Origin of the sequence: Nocardia crassostreae, from assembly GCF_001613405.1 — a bacterium.
Taxonomy (GTDB): Bacteria; Actinomycetota; Actinomycetes; order Mycobacteriales; family Mycobacteriaceae; genus Nocardia; species Nocardia crassostreae.
In genome coordinates, this window is sequence record NZ_BDCH01000029.1 from 128,620 (window position 1) to 143,299 (window position 14,680).

Annotated in this window: 14 protein-coding genes and 1 pseudogene; 10 read left to right on the forward strand and 5 right to left on the reverse strand. The window is 66.1% G+C overall.

Features of this window, described 5'->3' with window-relative positions:
- Positions 1-28: 28 nt before the first annotated feature.
- Positions 29-597: pseudogene (locus NC4_RS43345) on the forward strand (NADPH-dependent FMN reductase).
- A gap of 77 nt (positions 598-674) precedes the next feature.
- Here NC4_RS43345 and NC4_RS28915 read toward each other — a convergent pair.
- Entirely contained in the window at positions 675-1,343 is a 669-nt protein-coding gene (locus tag NC4_RS28915) for a TetR/AcrR family transcriptional regulator (RefSeq protein WP_439957566.1), read from the reverse strand.
- A gap of 99 nt (positions 1,344-1,442) precedes the next feature.
- Here NC4_RS28915 and NC4_RS28920 point away from each other — a divergent pair, with 99 nt between their 5' ends.
- The 5 genes from NC4_RS28920 (at position 1,443) to NC4_RS28940 (ending at position 6,389) form a co-directional block, all read left to right on the forward strand.
- A complete protein-coding gene (locus NC4_RS28920; protein WP_067544802.1) occupies positions 1,443-2,006 on the forward strand; it encodes an NAD(P)H-dependent oxidoreductase in 564 nt (187 codons plus the stop codon).
- A 525-nt stretch (positions 2,007-2,531) separates the two neighbouring features.
- Complete coding sequence (nrdH, locus tag NC4_RS28925; RefSeq protein WP_067544464.1) at positions 2,532-2,765, forward strand: glutaredoxin-like protein NrdH; 234 nt, start codon at positions 2,532-2,534, stop codon at positions 2,763-2,765.
- Positions 2,766-2,822: 57 nt separating this feature from the next.
- Positions 2,823-3,293, forward strand: coding sequence for a class Ib ribonucleoside-diphosphate reductase assembly flavoprotein NrdI (nrdI, locus tag NC4_RS28930; RefSeq protein WP_067544466.1), 471 nt, complete (start codon positions 2,823-2,825; stop codon positions 3,291-3,293).
- 59 nt (positions 3,294-3,352) lie between these two features.
- Positions 3,353-5,434 (forward strand): class 1b ribonucleoside-diphosphate reductase subunit alpha, encoded by a 2,082-nt coding sequence (gene nrdE, locus NC4_RS28935; RefSeq protein ID WP_245722014.1) that lies wholly within the window; start codon positions 3,353-3,355, stop codon positions 5,432-5,434.
- 340 nt (positions 5,435-5,774) lie between these two features.
- Positions 5,775-6,389, forward strand: a complete 615-nt coding sequence (locus tag NC4_RS28940) for a DJ-1/PfpI family protein (RefSeq protein ID WP_281186476.1) — start codon at positions 5,775-5,777, stop codon at positions 6,387-6,389.
- A 103-nt stretch (positions 6,390-6,492) separates the two neighbouring features.
- Here NC4_RS28940 and NC4_RS28945 read toward each other — a convergent pair whose 3' ends face one another.
- Entirely contained in the window at positions 6,493-7,305 is an 813-nt protein-coding gene (locus NC4_RS28945) for an NmrA family NAD(P)-binding protein (protein ID WP_067544473.1), read from the reverse strand.
- Positions 7,306-7,430: 125 nt separating this feature from the next.
- Between NC4_RS28945 and NC4_RS28950 the strand changes: the two genes are divergently transcribed.
- On the forward strand, positions 7,431-8,402 hold the full coding sequence (locus NC4_RS28950) for a DUF2332 domain-containing protein (RefSeq protein ID WP_067544474.1): 972 nt from the start codon (positions 7,431-7,433) through the stop codon (positions 8,400-8,402).
- Between the two features lie 269 nt (positions 8,403-8,671).
- On the opposite strand, the gene NC4_RS44150 is transcribed toward NC4_RS28950, so the two are convergent.
- The 3 genes from NC4_RS44150 to NC4_RS28965 form a co-directional block, all read right to left on the reverse strand.
- Positions 8,672-9,169: a histidine phosphatase family protein gene (locus tag NC4_RS44150; protein ID WP_218021318.1), complete on the reverse strand. Its 498-nt coding sequence runs from the start codon at positions 9,167-9,169 to the stop codon at positions 8,672-8,674.
- Between the two features lie 82 nt (positions 9,170-9,251).
- The gene (locus NC4_RS28960) at positions 9,252-10,556 is read right to left on the reverse strand and encodes a sensor histidine kinase (protein WP_067544476.1); all 1,305 of its coding nucleotides are present in this window, start codon (positions 10,554-10,556) and stop codon (positions 9,252-9,254) included.
- Positions 10,553-11,221 (reverse strand): response regulator transcription factor, encoded by a 669-nt coding sequence (locus NC4_RS28965; protein WP_067544483.1) that lies wholly within the window; start codon positions 11,219-11,221, stop codon positions 10,553-10,555. Before NC4_RS28965 ends, NC4_RS28960 begins: the two co-directional genes overlap by 4 nt.
- Before the next feature lie 515 nt (positions 11,222-11,736).
- On the opposite strand from NC4_RS28965, the gene mgtE reads away from it, so the two are divergent.
- The 3 genes from mgtE to NC4_RS28980 all read left to right on the forward strand — a co-directional run bounded on the left by mgtE (position 11,737) and on the right by NC4_RS28980 (position 14,679).
- Positions 11,737-13,185, forward strand: a complete 1,449-nt coding sequence (gene mgtE, locus NC4_RS28970) for a magnesium transporter (RefSeq protein ID WP_084529870.1) — start codon at positions 11,737-11,739, stop codon at positions 13,183-13,185.
- Between the two features lie 234 nt (positions 13,186-13,419).
- Positions 13,420-14,382 carry a class 1b ribonucleoside-diphosphate reductase subunit beta gene (gene nrdF, locus NC4_RS28975; protein ID WP_067544485.1) on the forward strand — a complete coding sequence of 321 codons (963 nt, stop codon included), beginning with the start codon at positions 13,420-13,422 and terminating at the stop codon, positions 14,380-14,382.
- Positions 14,383-14,460: 78 nt separating this feature from the next.
- Positions 14,461-14,679, forward strand: coding sequence for a hypothetical protein (locus NC4_RS28980; protein ID WP_067544487.1), 219 nt, complete (start codon positions 14,461-14,463; stop codon positions 14,677-14,679).
- Position 14,680: the final 1 nt, after the last annotated feature.

The window sequence follows — 14,680 nt, forward strand, 5'->3', positions numbered from 1 at the left end:
CAGCGCCAGAGAGCATTAGGAGTTAGCTATGACGATCAAGATCCTCGCCATTTCCGGTGGCCTGCGGGCCGCATCCTCCAATACGGCGTTGCTGCGCGCCGCCCAGCAGCTCGCCCCGGAGGGCGTGGAGATCGAGATCTACGAGGGCCTGCGCGATCTGCCTTACTTCGACGAGGATCTCGAGAGCGACGTCCCCGCCGCGGTGACCGAGCTGCGCAGCGGGTCGCGGCCGCCGACGGCGTGCTCATCGCCAGCCCCGAGTACAACTACAGCATTCCGGGCGGCCTGAAGAACCTGCTGGACTGGCTGTCCCGCCCCTACGCCCAGTCGGTCCTGACCGATAAGAACATCGCCATCATGGGCGCCTCCGGCGGCCCGTTCGGCACCGTCCGCGCCCAGAACCACCTGTGCGACGTCTTCCACCAGGTGGACGGCAAGGTCGTCAGCAAGCCCGAGGTCTACGTCGGCCTCAATGGCACCCGCTTCGACGAGCAGGGCAACCTCGTCGACGAAACCAGCCGCAATCTCATCGCGGGCCTGATCGCCGCCCTGGTCGTCCAGATCCAGCGCCACGCCCTCGTCGGCGCCTCCGCCTGACCCTCCGGCGCACCCGAATCCGCCACGAGGCCACGACATTCCGGTCGTGGCCTCGCGCCGTATTCCTGGACGGGTGATCACCGGGAACTGGTGGCGCGGCGAACCAGGGCTTCCCAGTGGTCGGCTATCTGGTCGAGGGCGTAGCCGAGGGCGCGGGTTTGGTGCAGGACCAGGGCCGCGTCGAGAGCGGCCAGTAGGGAATCCGCCAGCAGGGGGATGTCGCCGGGAGTTCCGGCCTGGCGCAACAGCAGTGCGACATGGGTCTTCATGATGTTGTAGGGGGCGCTGGAATAGCGTTCGCCCGCATCGGCGGCGCGGCGGACATCGCCCTCGATATCGATATCGGAGAGGCGGGCGCGGCCGAAGGCGACCAGGCGCTCGACCGGCGGGGCGCCGGGGCCCAGCGGGGGCGGGCCGAACATGTACGCCGCCTGGCGCTTCTGCTCGGATTGATCGAGCAGGGCGAGCATGAGCCCGGCGCGATTGCCGAAGCGCCGGAAGACGGTGCCCTTGCCGACGCCCGCGCGTTTGGCGACCGCGTCCATGGTCACCGCGTCCGCGCCCTGTTCGCGGACCAGGGCTTCGGCCGCGTCGAGCAGCAGCTGCCGGTTGCGGGCGGCATCGCTGCGTTCCTGGCTTCCGGTTGTGAGCAGCGGGACCGCGTGCGAAGGTGGCGACTGGGAGGCGACCGGTTCGATGGACAGGGTCGGCGGACAGGGTTCGTCGGTTGGCGTGTCGGAGGTCACAGCGCGGCCGCACTCATAGCGGGAATGAAAGCGGACTGCGGTCCGGTTGGTGGTTGATGAATATTCCGCCGCTGGATCGGTATCGCAGGAGTGATGACCATGTCGCAGACCCGTCTTCTCGCATTAGTGGGCAGCCTTCGCGCCGCCTCCATCAACCGCCGCCTCGCCGAGGCCGCCGTCACGACCGTCCCCGAGGGTGTCGAGGTCGAGCTCTACGAGGGCCTGGCCGATATTCCTTTTTACAACGAGGATCTCGATGTAGCCGGTGAAGTCCCGCCCGCCGCGCAGGCATTGCGCGACGCCGTCGCCGCCGCGGACGGCCTGCTGCTCGTAACCCCCGAATACAACGGCACCCTGCCCGCCGTCCTGAAGAACGCCATCGACTGGGCCTCCCACCCCTATGGCACAGGTGCACTGAAGGCCAAGCCGGTGGCCGTGGTCAGCGCGTCGATCAGCTCGAACGCCGGTAAATGGTCCCACGGCGACGCCGTGAAGGCCCTGGGAGTGGCAGGCGCCGAGGTAGTCGAAGGCGCATCCCTGAACTTCGGCGCCATCGGCCAGCGCTTCGGCGCGACCCACCCCGCCGAGGACGCCGAGGCCCTCACCCAACTGGCCGCCACCGTCCGCCAACTGGCCGCCGCGACCGTGAAGGCGAACGCCTAGTCGCCACACTCACCCACAACCGAATCCGGCACGAGGCCACGGCTTTCCAGCCGTGGCCTTCGCGCGTTTCGGGTAGTGCCGCCTGTCGCTCCGCGACACGCCGATGCGGGATGGGACCCAGGAATTGGGGGCACGGTCCGGTCGGGCCGGGAAAGGGCTCGTGGGGCGGGGCGGATGTTACTGCCGTGATGGGTGTTGATCAGGGTGAATGGTGGGTTTGCTGGAAATGAGCTGGATGTCCAAATTGTGATCTACATCTCAGTCGTGTCGAGTTGCGAATCGAGCGTGCTGGCACTTCCGGCGATCGAATTTCATCTATGTGAGTCGCAACATGTCGTGTTGTATGAATCTGTCGGCCACTAGGTGTAGTGTCTTGGGAGCTGGAAGGGCACAAGAAACGTGCTCGGTCCGGGGCCGCGCGACCAGGGGCTTCGGTCTCGCTTCCAGGGGTTTGCGAAGCAATCAGAGGATCTTGTTTCAGCCGTGCACTGCATACGGATCGAAGGCAAGGAGAAGGGGACGCCAATGACCATCACCGTGTACACGAAGCCCGCTTGTGTTCAGTGCAACGCCACCTACAAAGCCCTCGACAAGATCGGCGTCGACTACGACGTCGTCGACATCTCCGAGAACCCCGAAGCCCGCGACTACGTGATGGCACTGGGTTGCCTGCAGGCCCCCGTCGTCGTCGCCGGTGACGACCACTGGTCCGGCTTCCGCCCGGACCGCATCAAGGCGCTCGCCACCGCCGTCGCTTAGCGGGCCGGGCGGCGTCAGCCGCCTTCGCGGGTTCGCCCCGAGGCGAGAGGAGGGGAGATGACCGAGATGTCTTCCGGGACAGGAACTCTGGTCTACTTCTCCAGCGCATCGGAGAACACGCACCGCTTCGTGGAGAAGCTGGGAGTACCCGCTCTCCGCATACCGCTGCATACTGCCGACTCACTGCGAGTCGACGAACCCTACGTGCTGATCGTCCCCACCTACGGTGGCGGTCGGCATGTTTTGGGTGGTGAGCGATCCGAGAAGGAATTCGTCCCCCGCCAGGTGGCCAAATTCCTCAACGATCCCCACAACCGTGCGCTTCTGCGCGGCGTCATCGCGGCCGGCAATACGAACTTCGGCGATACGTACTGCTTTGCGGGAGAAGTCATCTCGCGCAAGACAGGGGTCCCGTACCTGTATCGCTTCGAACTCATGGGAACTGCCGAGGACGTGGATCGCGTCCGAGAGGGATTGGGATTGTTTTGGCAACGACAACAGCACCGGTCGGAAAGACTGCCCGCGTAGAGCGCCCGGTCAGCGGCGACTCGAATACCGCGGGACTGGACTACCACGCGCTCAACGCGATGCTGAACCTGTACGGCCCCAATGGCGAGATCCAGTTCGACAAGGACCGCGAGGCCGCGCACCAGTACTTCCTGCAGCACGTCAACCAGAACACGGTCTTCTTCCACAACCTCGACGAGAAGCTCGACTACCTCGTCAAGGAGAACTATTACGAGACCGAGGTGCTGGACCAGTACTCCCGCGCGTTCATCAAGACGCTGTTCCAGCAGGCGTACGCCAAGAAGTTCCGTTTCCCGACCTTCCTCGGCGCGTTCAAGTACTACACGTCGTACACGCTCAAGACCTTCGACGGTAAGCGCTATCTGGAGCGTTTCGAGGATCGCGTGTGCATGGTGGCCATGACCCTGGCCGCCGGTGACGAGACCCTCGCGCAGGAACTGGTCGAGGAGATCATGGACGGGCGCTTCCAGCCCGCCACCCCGACCTTCCTCAACTCGGGCAAGAAGCAGCGCGGCGAGCCGGTGTCCTGCTTCCTGCTGCGCATCGAGGACAATATGGAGTCCATCGGGCGCTCCATCAACTCCGCCCTGCAGCTGTCCAAGCGCGGCGGCGGTGTGGCCTTGCTGCTCAGCAATATTCGGGAGACCGGCGCGCCGATCAAGAAGATCGAGAACCAGTCCTCGGGCGTCATCCCGATCATGAAGCTGCTGGAGGACTCCTTCTCCTACGCCAATCAGCTGGGTGCGCGTCAGGGCGCGGGCGCGGTCTACCTGCACGCCCACCACCCCGACATCTACCGCTTCCTCGACACCAAGCGCGAGAACGCGGACGAGAAGATCCGCATCAAGACGCTGTCGCTGGGTGTGGTCATTCCGGACATCACCTTCGAACTGGCGAAGAAGAACGAGGACATGTACCTCTTCTCGCCGTACGACGTGGAGCGCATCTACGGCGTGCCGTTCGCCGATATCGATGTGACCGAGAAGTACTACGAGATGGTCGACGACAAGCGCATTCGCAAGTCGAAGATCAAGGCGCGCGAGTTCTTCCAGACCATTGCCGAGCTGCAGTTCGAGTCCGGCTACCCGTACATCATGTACGAGGACACCGTGAACCGGTCGAACCCGATCAAGGGCAAGATCACCCACTCCAACCTGTGCTCGGAGATCCTGCAGGTCTCCACGCCGTCGGAGTTCAACGACGATCTGTCCTACTCCAAGGTCGGCAAGGACATCTCCTGCAACCTGGGCTCGCTCAACATCGCGAAGACCATGGATTCGCCGGACTTCGGCAAGACGGTCGAGACCGCCATTCGCGCGCTGACCGCCGTCTCGGATCAGACGCACATCTACTCGGTGCCCTCGATCGAGCAGGGCAACAACGAATCTCACGCCATCGGCCTGGGGCAGATGAACCTGCACGGCTACCTGGCTCGGGAGCGGGTCTTCTACGGTTCCGAAGAGGGCATCGACTTCACGAACATCTACTTCTACACCATCGCCTACCACGCGGTCCGGGCCTCGAACATGATCGCCATCGAGCGCGGTCGCGCCTTCGGCGGGTTCGCAGAGTCGAAGTACGCCTCGGGCGAGTACTTCGACAAGTACACCGAGCAGGCGTGGGAGCCGCAGACCGATCGGGTCCGCCAGATCTTCGCCGACGCCGGGATTCACGTTCCGACGCAGGAGGATTGGCGTGAGCTGAAGGCCTCGGTCATGGCGCACGGCATCTACAACCAGAACCTGCAGGCCGTCCCGCCGACCGGGTCGATCTCCTACATCAACCACTCCACCAGCTCCATTCACCCGGTGGCGTCGAAGATCGAGATCCGCAAGGAAGGCAAGATCGGCCGCGTCTACTACCCGGCCCCCTACCTGACCAACGACAACCTGGACTACTTCCAGGACGCGTACGAGGTCGGCTACGAGAAGGTCATCGACACCTACGCGGCCGCCACCCAGCACGTCGACCAGGGCCTGTCGCTGACCCTGTTCTTCAAGGACAGCGCCACCACCCGCGATGTGAACAAGGCGCAGATCTACGCCTGGCGCAAGGGCATCAAGACCCTGTACTACATCCGCATTTGCCAAATGGCTTTGGAGGGCACCGAAGTCGAGGGCTGCGTGAGCTGCAAGCTGTAGCCACAGCGAGATTCGATGGGCGCTCCCGGAAATCCGGGAGCGCCCATCGCTTTTCACCCACGGCCCCGCCGCAGATCGAGCCGCGCACCGGTACCCGTCAAGCCGCCCGATTCCGCATGGCGGGTGGCATTGCCCCGCCTCGCCAGTGGCGTTGCCCCGCTTGGCTGGTGGCGTTGCCCCGTTCGGCTGGTGGCGTTGCCCCCGCTTGGCCAGTGGTGTTGCTCCGCTCGGCCGGTGGCATGTCACGCCGCCACTGCCGATCGCGGTCCGCCCGATACCGCCCCACCCGGATGCCCAGTGGCACGATCGAACCATGAGCTAATCCACGCGCAAGATCGGCATCGTGCTCTTCGACGGCGTCGAGGAACTCGACTTCGTCGGGCCCTGGGAGGTGCTGGCTTTCTGGACGCGCACCGTCCCCGAGGACGGCTGGGAGGTGTACACCGTCTCGCGCGACGGCAAACCCCTCACCTGCGCGAAGGGCCTGCGCGTGACCCCGGACCATTCCTTCGAAACGATGCCGGGCCTGGATGTACTGGTACTGCCCGGCGGCATGGGCACCCGCCCCATGATCCACGACGAGCCGATGCTGAACTGGCTGCGCGCCGTGCGCGAAACGACCCCGCTCATCACCAGCGTCTGCACCGGCGCCCTCGTACTCGCGGCAGCGGGCCTGCTGGCCGGACGCCCCGCCACCACCCACTGGCTATCCCTGACCCGCCTCACCGAAATCGACCCCAGCATCGACGTCCGCCCCGACGACCGCTACGTCGACGACGGCGACATCATCACCTCCGCGGGCGTCTCAGCGGGCACCGACATGGCCCTCCACCTACTCCAGCGCTTGGCCGGTGACGACCGCGCCCGCTGGGTCCGCCGAGGCATCCAATACGACCCGCAACCCCCCGCGGGCACCGACTGGCCCGCAGGCGAAGAGTGGAAGCTGACTCCATAGCCCGCGAAATCGCGGGTTCACACCCCATCCAGTCGGTTCACACCCCATAGCGGCGCCCAACAAGGGGTGTGAACCGTCGGCAATGGGTGTGAACCGCAGGGGGTCAGGGGCGGAAGCGGGCGGCGTGCTCGTCCAGCCACTGGGCGAAGGTGCGGGCGGGGCGGCCGAGTACACGTTCGACCGTGTCGTCGACCGTTGTGGAGTCGGGGGTGGGGGAGGCGTACCAGCCGATTACGTAGTCGGCGTCGGCTCGTGAGACGCCGGTGCTCATCAGTCGGTCGACGGCCTGTTCGTGGGTGAGCCGGACGAAGCCGATGTCGCGCCCGATCACCTTGGACAGCAAGGCGATCCGTTCGGTCGGCGTGAGCGCCTCGGGCCCGGTGAGGTTGTATGCCCGCCCGTTGTGCCCGTCCTCGAGCAGCGCGGCCGCGGCCACCGCCCCGATATCGGCCTCGTGCACCAGCGCACTGAGATTGTCGTACGGCTCCCGCACCACGCCCTCGCCCCGAATCGAGTCGACCCAGGTCAACGTGTTGGACATGAACTCCTGCGGCTCCAGCCGCGTCCACTCCACCCCCGACTCCGCCACCGCCTCCTCGACCGGCCCCACACCGCCGCCCCACACCACGCCGATCCGCCGCACCCCCGCCGCCACGGCCTTCGACACCAACTCCGGCCCCACCTCGGCGAGCCCCGCCGTCACGGTGATGTGCAGCCGATCAACCCCTTCCAGCGCCGCTCCCAAAGTCTCAGGCGCCGTGTGGGTTCCCGCCACCAACTCCACTCCCGACGGCAAAACCCCACCCGCCGCAGCCGGATTCCGAGTCAACGCCCGTACCCGCTCCCCCCGCCGCACCAACTCCGCCACCCCATGCCGCCCCGTATTCCCCGTAGCCCCGGTTACCAGCGTCGTCACAATCCTTCTCCTTCCGTCCCCGACGACGCTAGAAGCTCAACAAAACTCGAGGTCAACCCCGATCGCTCTGAGCGAAACCGGGAATAGGATCGAAGGATCACGAAAGTCTTTGCAGGGGAGGCATTGTGGAGACAGCAGAACGCTACCGCCTGTTCGCCGAGCAGCAGGTTCGCGGATATTCGCCATGCTATGAGCAGTGGGCGCTCGGTATAGCGAGCGATCCGGCACTGCTCACGCTGATCGATGAGTTGCCGGTCCCGAAGCGCCAGCCCAACCTCGTTCTGGCCGCCGCCAGATACACGGGTGCCGAGGCTGCGTCATGCGCGGAGTTCAAGGATTTCCTCACCCGCGATTGGCCCGACATTCGCGAGATCATCATGACTCACCGCACCCAGACGAACGAGGCGGGCCGCGCCGCAACGCTCCTGCCGCTCCTGAATCTCTGTGTGCTCGAGCCGAAACCGGTGGCTCTGATCGAAATAGGCCCCTCCGCCGGTCTGTGCCTCTACCCAGACCGCTACAGCTATGGCTACGACGACCACCCGATCCTGGACCCGCCCTCCGGCCGCTCACCGGTGCTCCTCTCGTGCACCACATCCGGCGCCGCCCCGATTCCCCGATCACTCCCGGAGATAGTGCACCGCACCGGCGTAGACCTCCACCCCATCGACGTCCACAACCCGGCCGATATGCGCTGGCTCGAATGCCTCGTCTGGCCGGAGCAACAGGACCGCCTGGACCGCCTGCGCACCGCCGCCGCAATAGTCCGCCAAGACCCACCCCACCTCGTCACCGGCAACCTCACCGACACCATCGCCGACCTGGTCCACGCCGCCCCCCGAGACGCCGAAAAGATCGTCTTCAGCAGCGCCGTCCAGCCGTATCTGACCCCGGCGGAACGCCTTTCCCTCCAAGAAACGATCAACACCCTGGACTGCCACTGGATCACCAGCGAAGGCTCGGCAGTCCTCGATTTCGGCCCCACCCCGCTACCCGCGCCCCCCAATTCCGGAGTCCAGTTCATCCAAGCCCTGGACGGTACCCCACGCGCCTACGCGGCCCCGCACGGCCAGACGCTGGATTGGTTTGCGCAGTAATCGCGCTCAGCCTCCAGTTTGGGATGTGGCACCGGCCCGAAATCGCCTTCCGGCGGGCGGGTGAGCCGACCACGCCCCACCCTGGACCGCTTCCGGGCACGCTTGCGTGAAGTCGTGCACCAACTGGGTTTGCGAGTCGGCCGGTAGCGTCTCGGCCCAAGGGAATTCGGCCAGCAGGGCGCGGGTGGCGGGTTCGTCCGGTGGGTGCATGAGCCCGTCATACCGAGTGGGTGTCGTGGACACGCGGAGTTCGGCGAAATCCGCGTTCGCTATGGGTTCAGGTGGGTGGTGTCGTTGTAGGTGGTGAGGCGGAGGCCGGTGGGGGTGCGTTGCCCGCGGGTTATGGAGGCGTTGGCGAGTTGGGTGGATTCGATTTTGAGGATTTCGGGTTCGGTGAGGTTGGCGAGGATGTAGCGGGTCATAACTATGACTATGTCGTGGGTGAAGACGAGGGTGTGGCCGGAGAGTTCGGGGAGGAGGGGGCGGAGGCGGAGGGCTACGTCGGGCCAGGATTCGCCGCCGGGTGGGCGGTAGTAGAAGCGGCCCAGGCGTTCTCGTTCGCGGTGCTCGGCGGGGTGGCGGCGGCGGACGCCGAGGGCGGTGAGGCCGTGCAGGATGCCGGTGTCGCGGTCGCGGTCGGACATGCCGACGTCGGGATCTCTTGTGCCCTTGTCGAATTCCTCGGCTTCGACTCGGATCGCGGCGGCCAGGGCCGCATTGGCCGTGCTCTCGCCGTGCCGGACCATCGTCAGTGATTCCAACGCCACGGGGGTAGCCCAGCACAGGTCGGCGGCGACCGCCACCGGACCGATTGGTTTGTTATCTACCAGGTGGAAATGACCGGCCGATTCACATGCGCGCGGGCTGGGGACCCGCGGTGATATCGGCGGGCGGGAGCCAGAGCGTGGCGATGGTGCCGCCACCCACGGCGGGCTCGATGGAGGCATTGCCGCCGTGCGCCTGCGCCACCCAGGCGACCAGGGCCAGACCGATGCCATTGCGGCCCGTGCGCCCGGCCGCACCCCGGTTGAAGGGGCTGGCGGACATGACCGGATCGACGCCGGGACCATGATCGCGGACCGAGACGCGGCCCTCGGCGATATGGACCTCCACCGGCGCGGCCAGGTTCACCGCACCGTGCGTGAGACCGTTCTCCAGCATGTTCCGAATGGCCAGGCTGAGCAGCGCCGGATCGCCCACGACCACCGAAGGGTGCGCGGTGACCGTGATGCGCGGATCCCCCGCTTCCTCCGCCACGGCCTCGGCGAGTTGATCCAGGCGCAGCATGGTGCGCTCGGGCTCGGCAATGCCGGACTGCATGCGCGCCCGCGCCAGCAGCCCGGTGACGAGCCGGGCCATGCGATCGGCCAGCCGACGGGCCTCGGCGAGGGTCTGCTGCACCTCCTCGGGCCCGGGCCGGGACTCGGTGAGCAGCTTCAAAGTCGTGAGCGGCGTGCGCAATTCGTGCGCGGCATCGCCGAGGAACTGCTCGTGCTCGTCGAGCATGCGCAGCGCCTCCCGCTGGCTGCGCCCGGAGAGCAGATAGGCGGCGGCGGTGGCCAGGACCACCAGCGCAATGCCGCCGACCGTCAGCCAGAACACCAGCATGCGATGCCCACCGGCATCGGAGACCGCATCGCTGCTGGCCAGAATGACGACGATATTGTCCCAATCCGTCCAGTACACCGGCGTCCCCACCACGCGCACCGTACGCCCGGTGATATCGGTGGTGGTGAACACCGACTCGGTGTAGATGATGCCGTCGGAGTGATCCTCGGTCTGCGTCGCCAGCGTCGAGATCTCGCTGTCACTGGGCATTTTCGAGCGTTCGTAGGTGTGCGCCTGCTTCCACGGCTCACCCGGCGCCCGCACCGCCACGATCACCCCGGCCGTGCCCATGGCGAGCTCGTCGTCGACGACCTGCGACAGGTCGAGACTCTTGGACTCGTCGTCGAACTGGATCGCACGCGCCAGCCCGGACGACACCTTCTGCGCAAGCAGATCCGAATCGACTGTGCGAGAACGAGAATCAACCGACGCCGCGACGAATCCGAAGATCAGCACCGTCACCGTGGTGATCACGGTGACCAGCCCGGTCATCATCCACCGGGCCCGCCGCAGCCGGGCGACGGCGGGGGAGCGATGTGCGCTCATGCCGCCTCGCCGGAGATGAGAAACCCGGTGCCGCGCACGGTTTCGATGACCGAGGGCTCACCGAGCTTGAGCCGCAGCTTCGCCACCACGGCATCCACCACATTCGATGCGGGCTCGGCCATTTCGTCCCAGCAGCATTCGATGAGATCGGTGCGCGTCACCACGCTGCCGCGGCGCGCGGCCATCAGTTCCAGCACGGCGAATTCCTTGGGGGTGAGCGTCAGCATGATGCCGCCCCGCGACACCCGCCGCCGCATGAGGTCGATATCGATGTCGCCCAGCGTGATTCGCGAGGCGGTGGGCTGCTCGCGCCGTCGGCACAGCGCCCGCACCCGCATGACCAGCTCGGGCAGCGCGAAGGGTTTGGTGAGGTAGTCGTCGGCCCCGTGCTCGAATCCGGCCAGCCGATCGTCGAGCCCGTCGCGCCCGGTGAGCATGAGCGCGGGCACGGTGTGCCCGGCATGGCGGGTGCTCGCGACCAGATCCAGGCCGTCCCCGTCGGGCAGCCCGCGATCGACCACCAGGCAGTCGTACCGATTGATGGCGATCTTGAAATCGGCATCCGCGATATCGCAGGCGTGGTCCACCGCGAAACCCGCCGAGCACAACCCATCGGTCACCTCACGACTGAGCTGCTGATCGTCCTCCAGCACCAAAACACGCACAGAGCCAGAGACTAGGCCATGCCGATCACCCGCCCAACGGCTCGCGACCGGCGCATTACCTCGAAATGATCGGAAAATTATCGACCGAGTGGGCCCGCGCGACTCCTCGCCCGCCAGACCTTCTCACGGAACACCCGCCGGGTCGAGCCCTTTCGGTGATCTTGCCGTCCAGCCGGTGTGTCTGACCTTCCACATCGGTGTGTCGCGCACCGCGCCGGGCGCGATTTGGTGTCGGCCGGTATCCTGCACAAGGATGCTTTTTGCGTCGTTACCGGGTGAATTCGTGTCCACCCGGTGCGGCCCACCCGCCGGTGGCGGGTGACGTACATGGTGCACGACGGGCTTCGAGGAGGTGGGTTGCATGCGTAGCGAACCCCCCAGTCGAAGGCCGCGCGGCGCCGCCCCCTCGATCTGCCGGTAGTTCCGTGACCGGCGGCAAGGGTCGGTGCCTCGCGGTGTGACTCGGTGTATCCATCCGCTCACCCACGACTCGCCATTCCGGCCGAGGTTCCGCCATGACGCAGACCGATCTGCCCGTCGTTTCGACGCTGCCTGCCGTCCTCCCGACGCTGCCCGAAACCACCCTGCCCGACGACCGCGATCCGCGGCGCTCCGGTAGCACCACCCTGTGCTCCGAGGGTGATTCGCTGCGCGATATCGCCGGCGGCCATCACGTGGCCGCGACCCTGGAGTGGCTGGACAACCATCCGCCGCACGTCATCGCCGACGAGATCTCGCGCATGGACGCCGTCTCGGCGGGCATGGCCTTCCGCCTGCTCGACAAGGACCGCGCCCTCGACGTCTTCGAGGAGCTGGAACCGGTCGACCAGCAGCAGATCCTCACCGGTCTGCGCGATCACGCCTTCCGCGAACTCGTGGAGGAGATGGATCCCGACGACCGCGCCCGCATGCTGCGCGAGGCCCCCGCCAAGGTCGCCAAGAAGGTCCTGGCCGGACTCAGCCCGCGCGAACGCCGCATGACCGCGGCCCTGCTGGGTTACCCGGAGGGCTCGGTCGGCCTCTACATGACGCCGGAAGTCGTTGCGCTGCCGCGTAATCTGCCCGTCGCCCAGGCGCTGCACATGGTCCGCACCGAGGGCGCCAACGCCGAAACCGTCTACACCCTGCCGGTGGTGGACGCGGGCCGCCGCCTCATCGGCATTGTCGAGCTACGCGAACTGGTGCTCAGTTCTCCGGACGCCATGATCGCCGATCTGGTGGAGTCCGAGCCCGTCTTCGTGCGCGCCACCGACTCCGCGGAGAAGGCCGCGCGCCTCATGCAGGGCACGAACCTCATGAACCTGCCGGTGGTGGACAGCGAGGACCGTCTGGTCGGCCTGCTCACCATCGACGACGCCATCGAGGTCATCGAGGCCGCCGACAGCGAGGACGTGGCCCGCCAGGCGGGCGCCGCACCGTGGGAGGGCCACTACATGGCCGCCACCGTGTTCCAGCTGGCCCGCTACCGGGCCCTGTGGCTGATGCTCCTGCTGCTGGCCGCGACCCTCACGGTCAGCGTCACCGACTTCTTCTCCGGCACCCTCGAGCAGGTGGCGCAGCTGGCGCTGTTCATTCCGCTGCTCATCGGCGCGGGCGGCAATGCCGGTGCGCAGGCGGCGACTTCGTGCGTGCGCGCGCTGGCGGTCGGCGAGGTCCGGGTCTCGGATCTGCTCAAGGTGGTCTGGCGCGAATGCCGGGTCGGCCTGGTGCTCGGCGGCATGCTGGCGGTGGTCGGCATGGTCATCGGCGCGCTGTTCGTCGGCGCGAAAATCGCCGTGGTGGTGGGGATTACGCTCATTCTCATCTGCGGCTGGGCGGCCACCATCGGCGGCACCATGCCGCTGCTGGCCAAGAAGCTGCGCATCGATCCGGCGGTGATCTCGGCCCCGATGGTGACCACCCTGGTCGACGCGACCGGCCTCATCATCTACTTCACCACCGCGAAACTGGTGCTCGGCATCTGATCGGCAACCGGCGGCCGGGGCGGGTTCCATACCCGCCCCGGCCAGCTGTGACCGATTGCACCGCTGTAGATTTCCGGTCGGCGCAGTGCCCTGCCGCACGCTTTCCGGCATCCTCCCAGGACAACGCCCGACACAAGGTGTTGTGCTGCATGAGGTTGTCACCTACCAGTAGTAGTGTTCAGGGCAAGGAAATCCGCATGGTCACGGTGAGCTGGGAAAGGTGAGTGAGCGGGCGTGAAGCTGATCGATCGCGTAAGCGCGATTAACTGGAACCGCGTGCAGGACGACAAGGACTCGGAGGTCTGGGATCGTCTCACGGGCAACTTCTGGTTGCCGGAAAAGGTGCCGGTGTCCAACGACATCCCCTCCTGGGCGACGCTGACCCCCAATGAGAAGCAGCTGACCATGCGGGTCTTCACCGGCCTCACCCTGCTGGACACCATCCAGGGCACGGTCGGCGCGGTCAGCCTCATTCCGGACGCGCTGACCCCGCACGAGGAGGCGGTGCTGACGAATATCGCCTTCATGGAGTCGGTGCACGCCAAGAGCTACAGCCAGATCTTCTCCACGCTGTGCTCCTCCAAGGAGATCGACGAGGCCTTCCGCTGGTCCGAGGAGAACCGGAACCTGCAGCGCAAGGCCGAGATCGTGCTGGAGTACTACAACGGCGAGGATCCGCTCAAGCGCAAGGTGGCCTCCACGCTGCTGGAGTCCTTCCTGTTCTACTCCGGCTTCTACCTGCCGATGCACTGGTCCTCGCGGGCCAAGCTCACCAATACCGCCGATATGATCCGCCTGATCATTCGCGATGAGGCCGTGCACGGCTACTACATCGGCTACAAGTTCCAGAAGGGCCTGGAGCTGGTCTCCGAGGCCGAGCGCGACGAGCTCAAGTCCTACACCTTCGAGCTGCTGTTCGAGCTGTACGAGAACGAGGTCGAGTACACCCAGGATCTCTACGACGAGGTCGGTCTCACCGAGGACGTCAAGAAGTTCCTGCGCTACAACGCCAACAAGGCGCTCATGAACCTCGGCTACGAGGGTCTGTTCCCCAAGGACGAGTGCGATGTGAACCCGGCGATCCTGTCGGCGCTGTCGCCCAATGCCGATGAGAACCACGACTTCTTCTCCGGCTCGGGTTCGAGCTACGTCATCGGCAAGGCCGTGAACACCGAGGATGAGGACTGGGAGTTCTGATCACGAATCCTTCACGGTTCGCATGATGAATTCGTGGCGGTGGCCGAACGGCCGCCGCCACGAAAGGATTTGCGACACATGAAGTTCAAGACTGTTCTCGCCGCTGGCGCCCTGGCCCTGGGTGTCGTGGCCTCCGGCTCCGCCATCGCGAACGCCGACGAGGTCTACTACGGCAACTACGGCACCTTCGAAGCCTGCCAGGCCGATGGCGCCAACGGCCCGGCCCACCCCGACTGGACGAACTACCAGTGCCGCGAAGCCGTCGACGGCACCTGGAACCTCTACCTGCAGGGCTGAT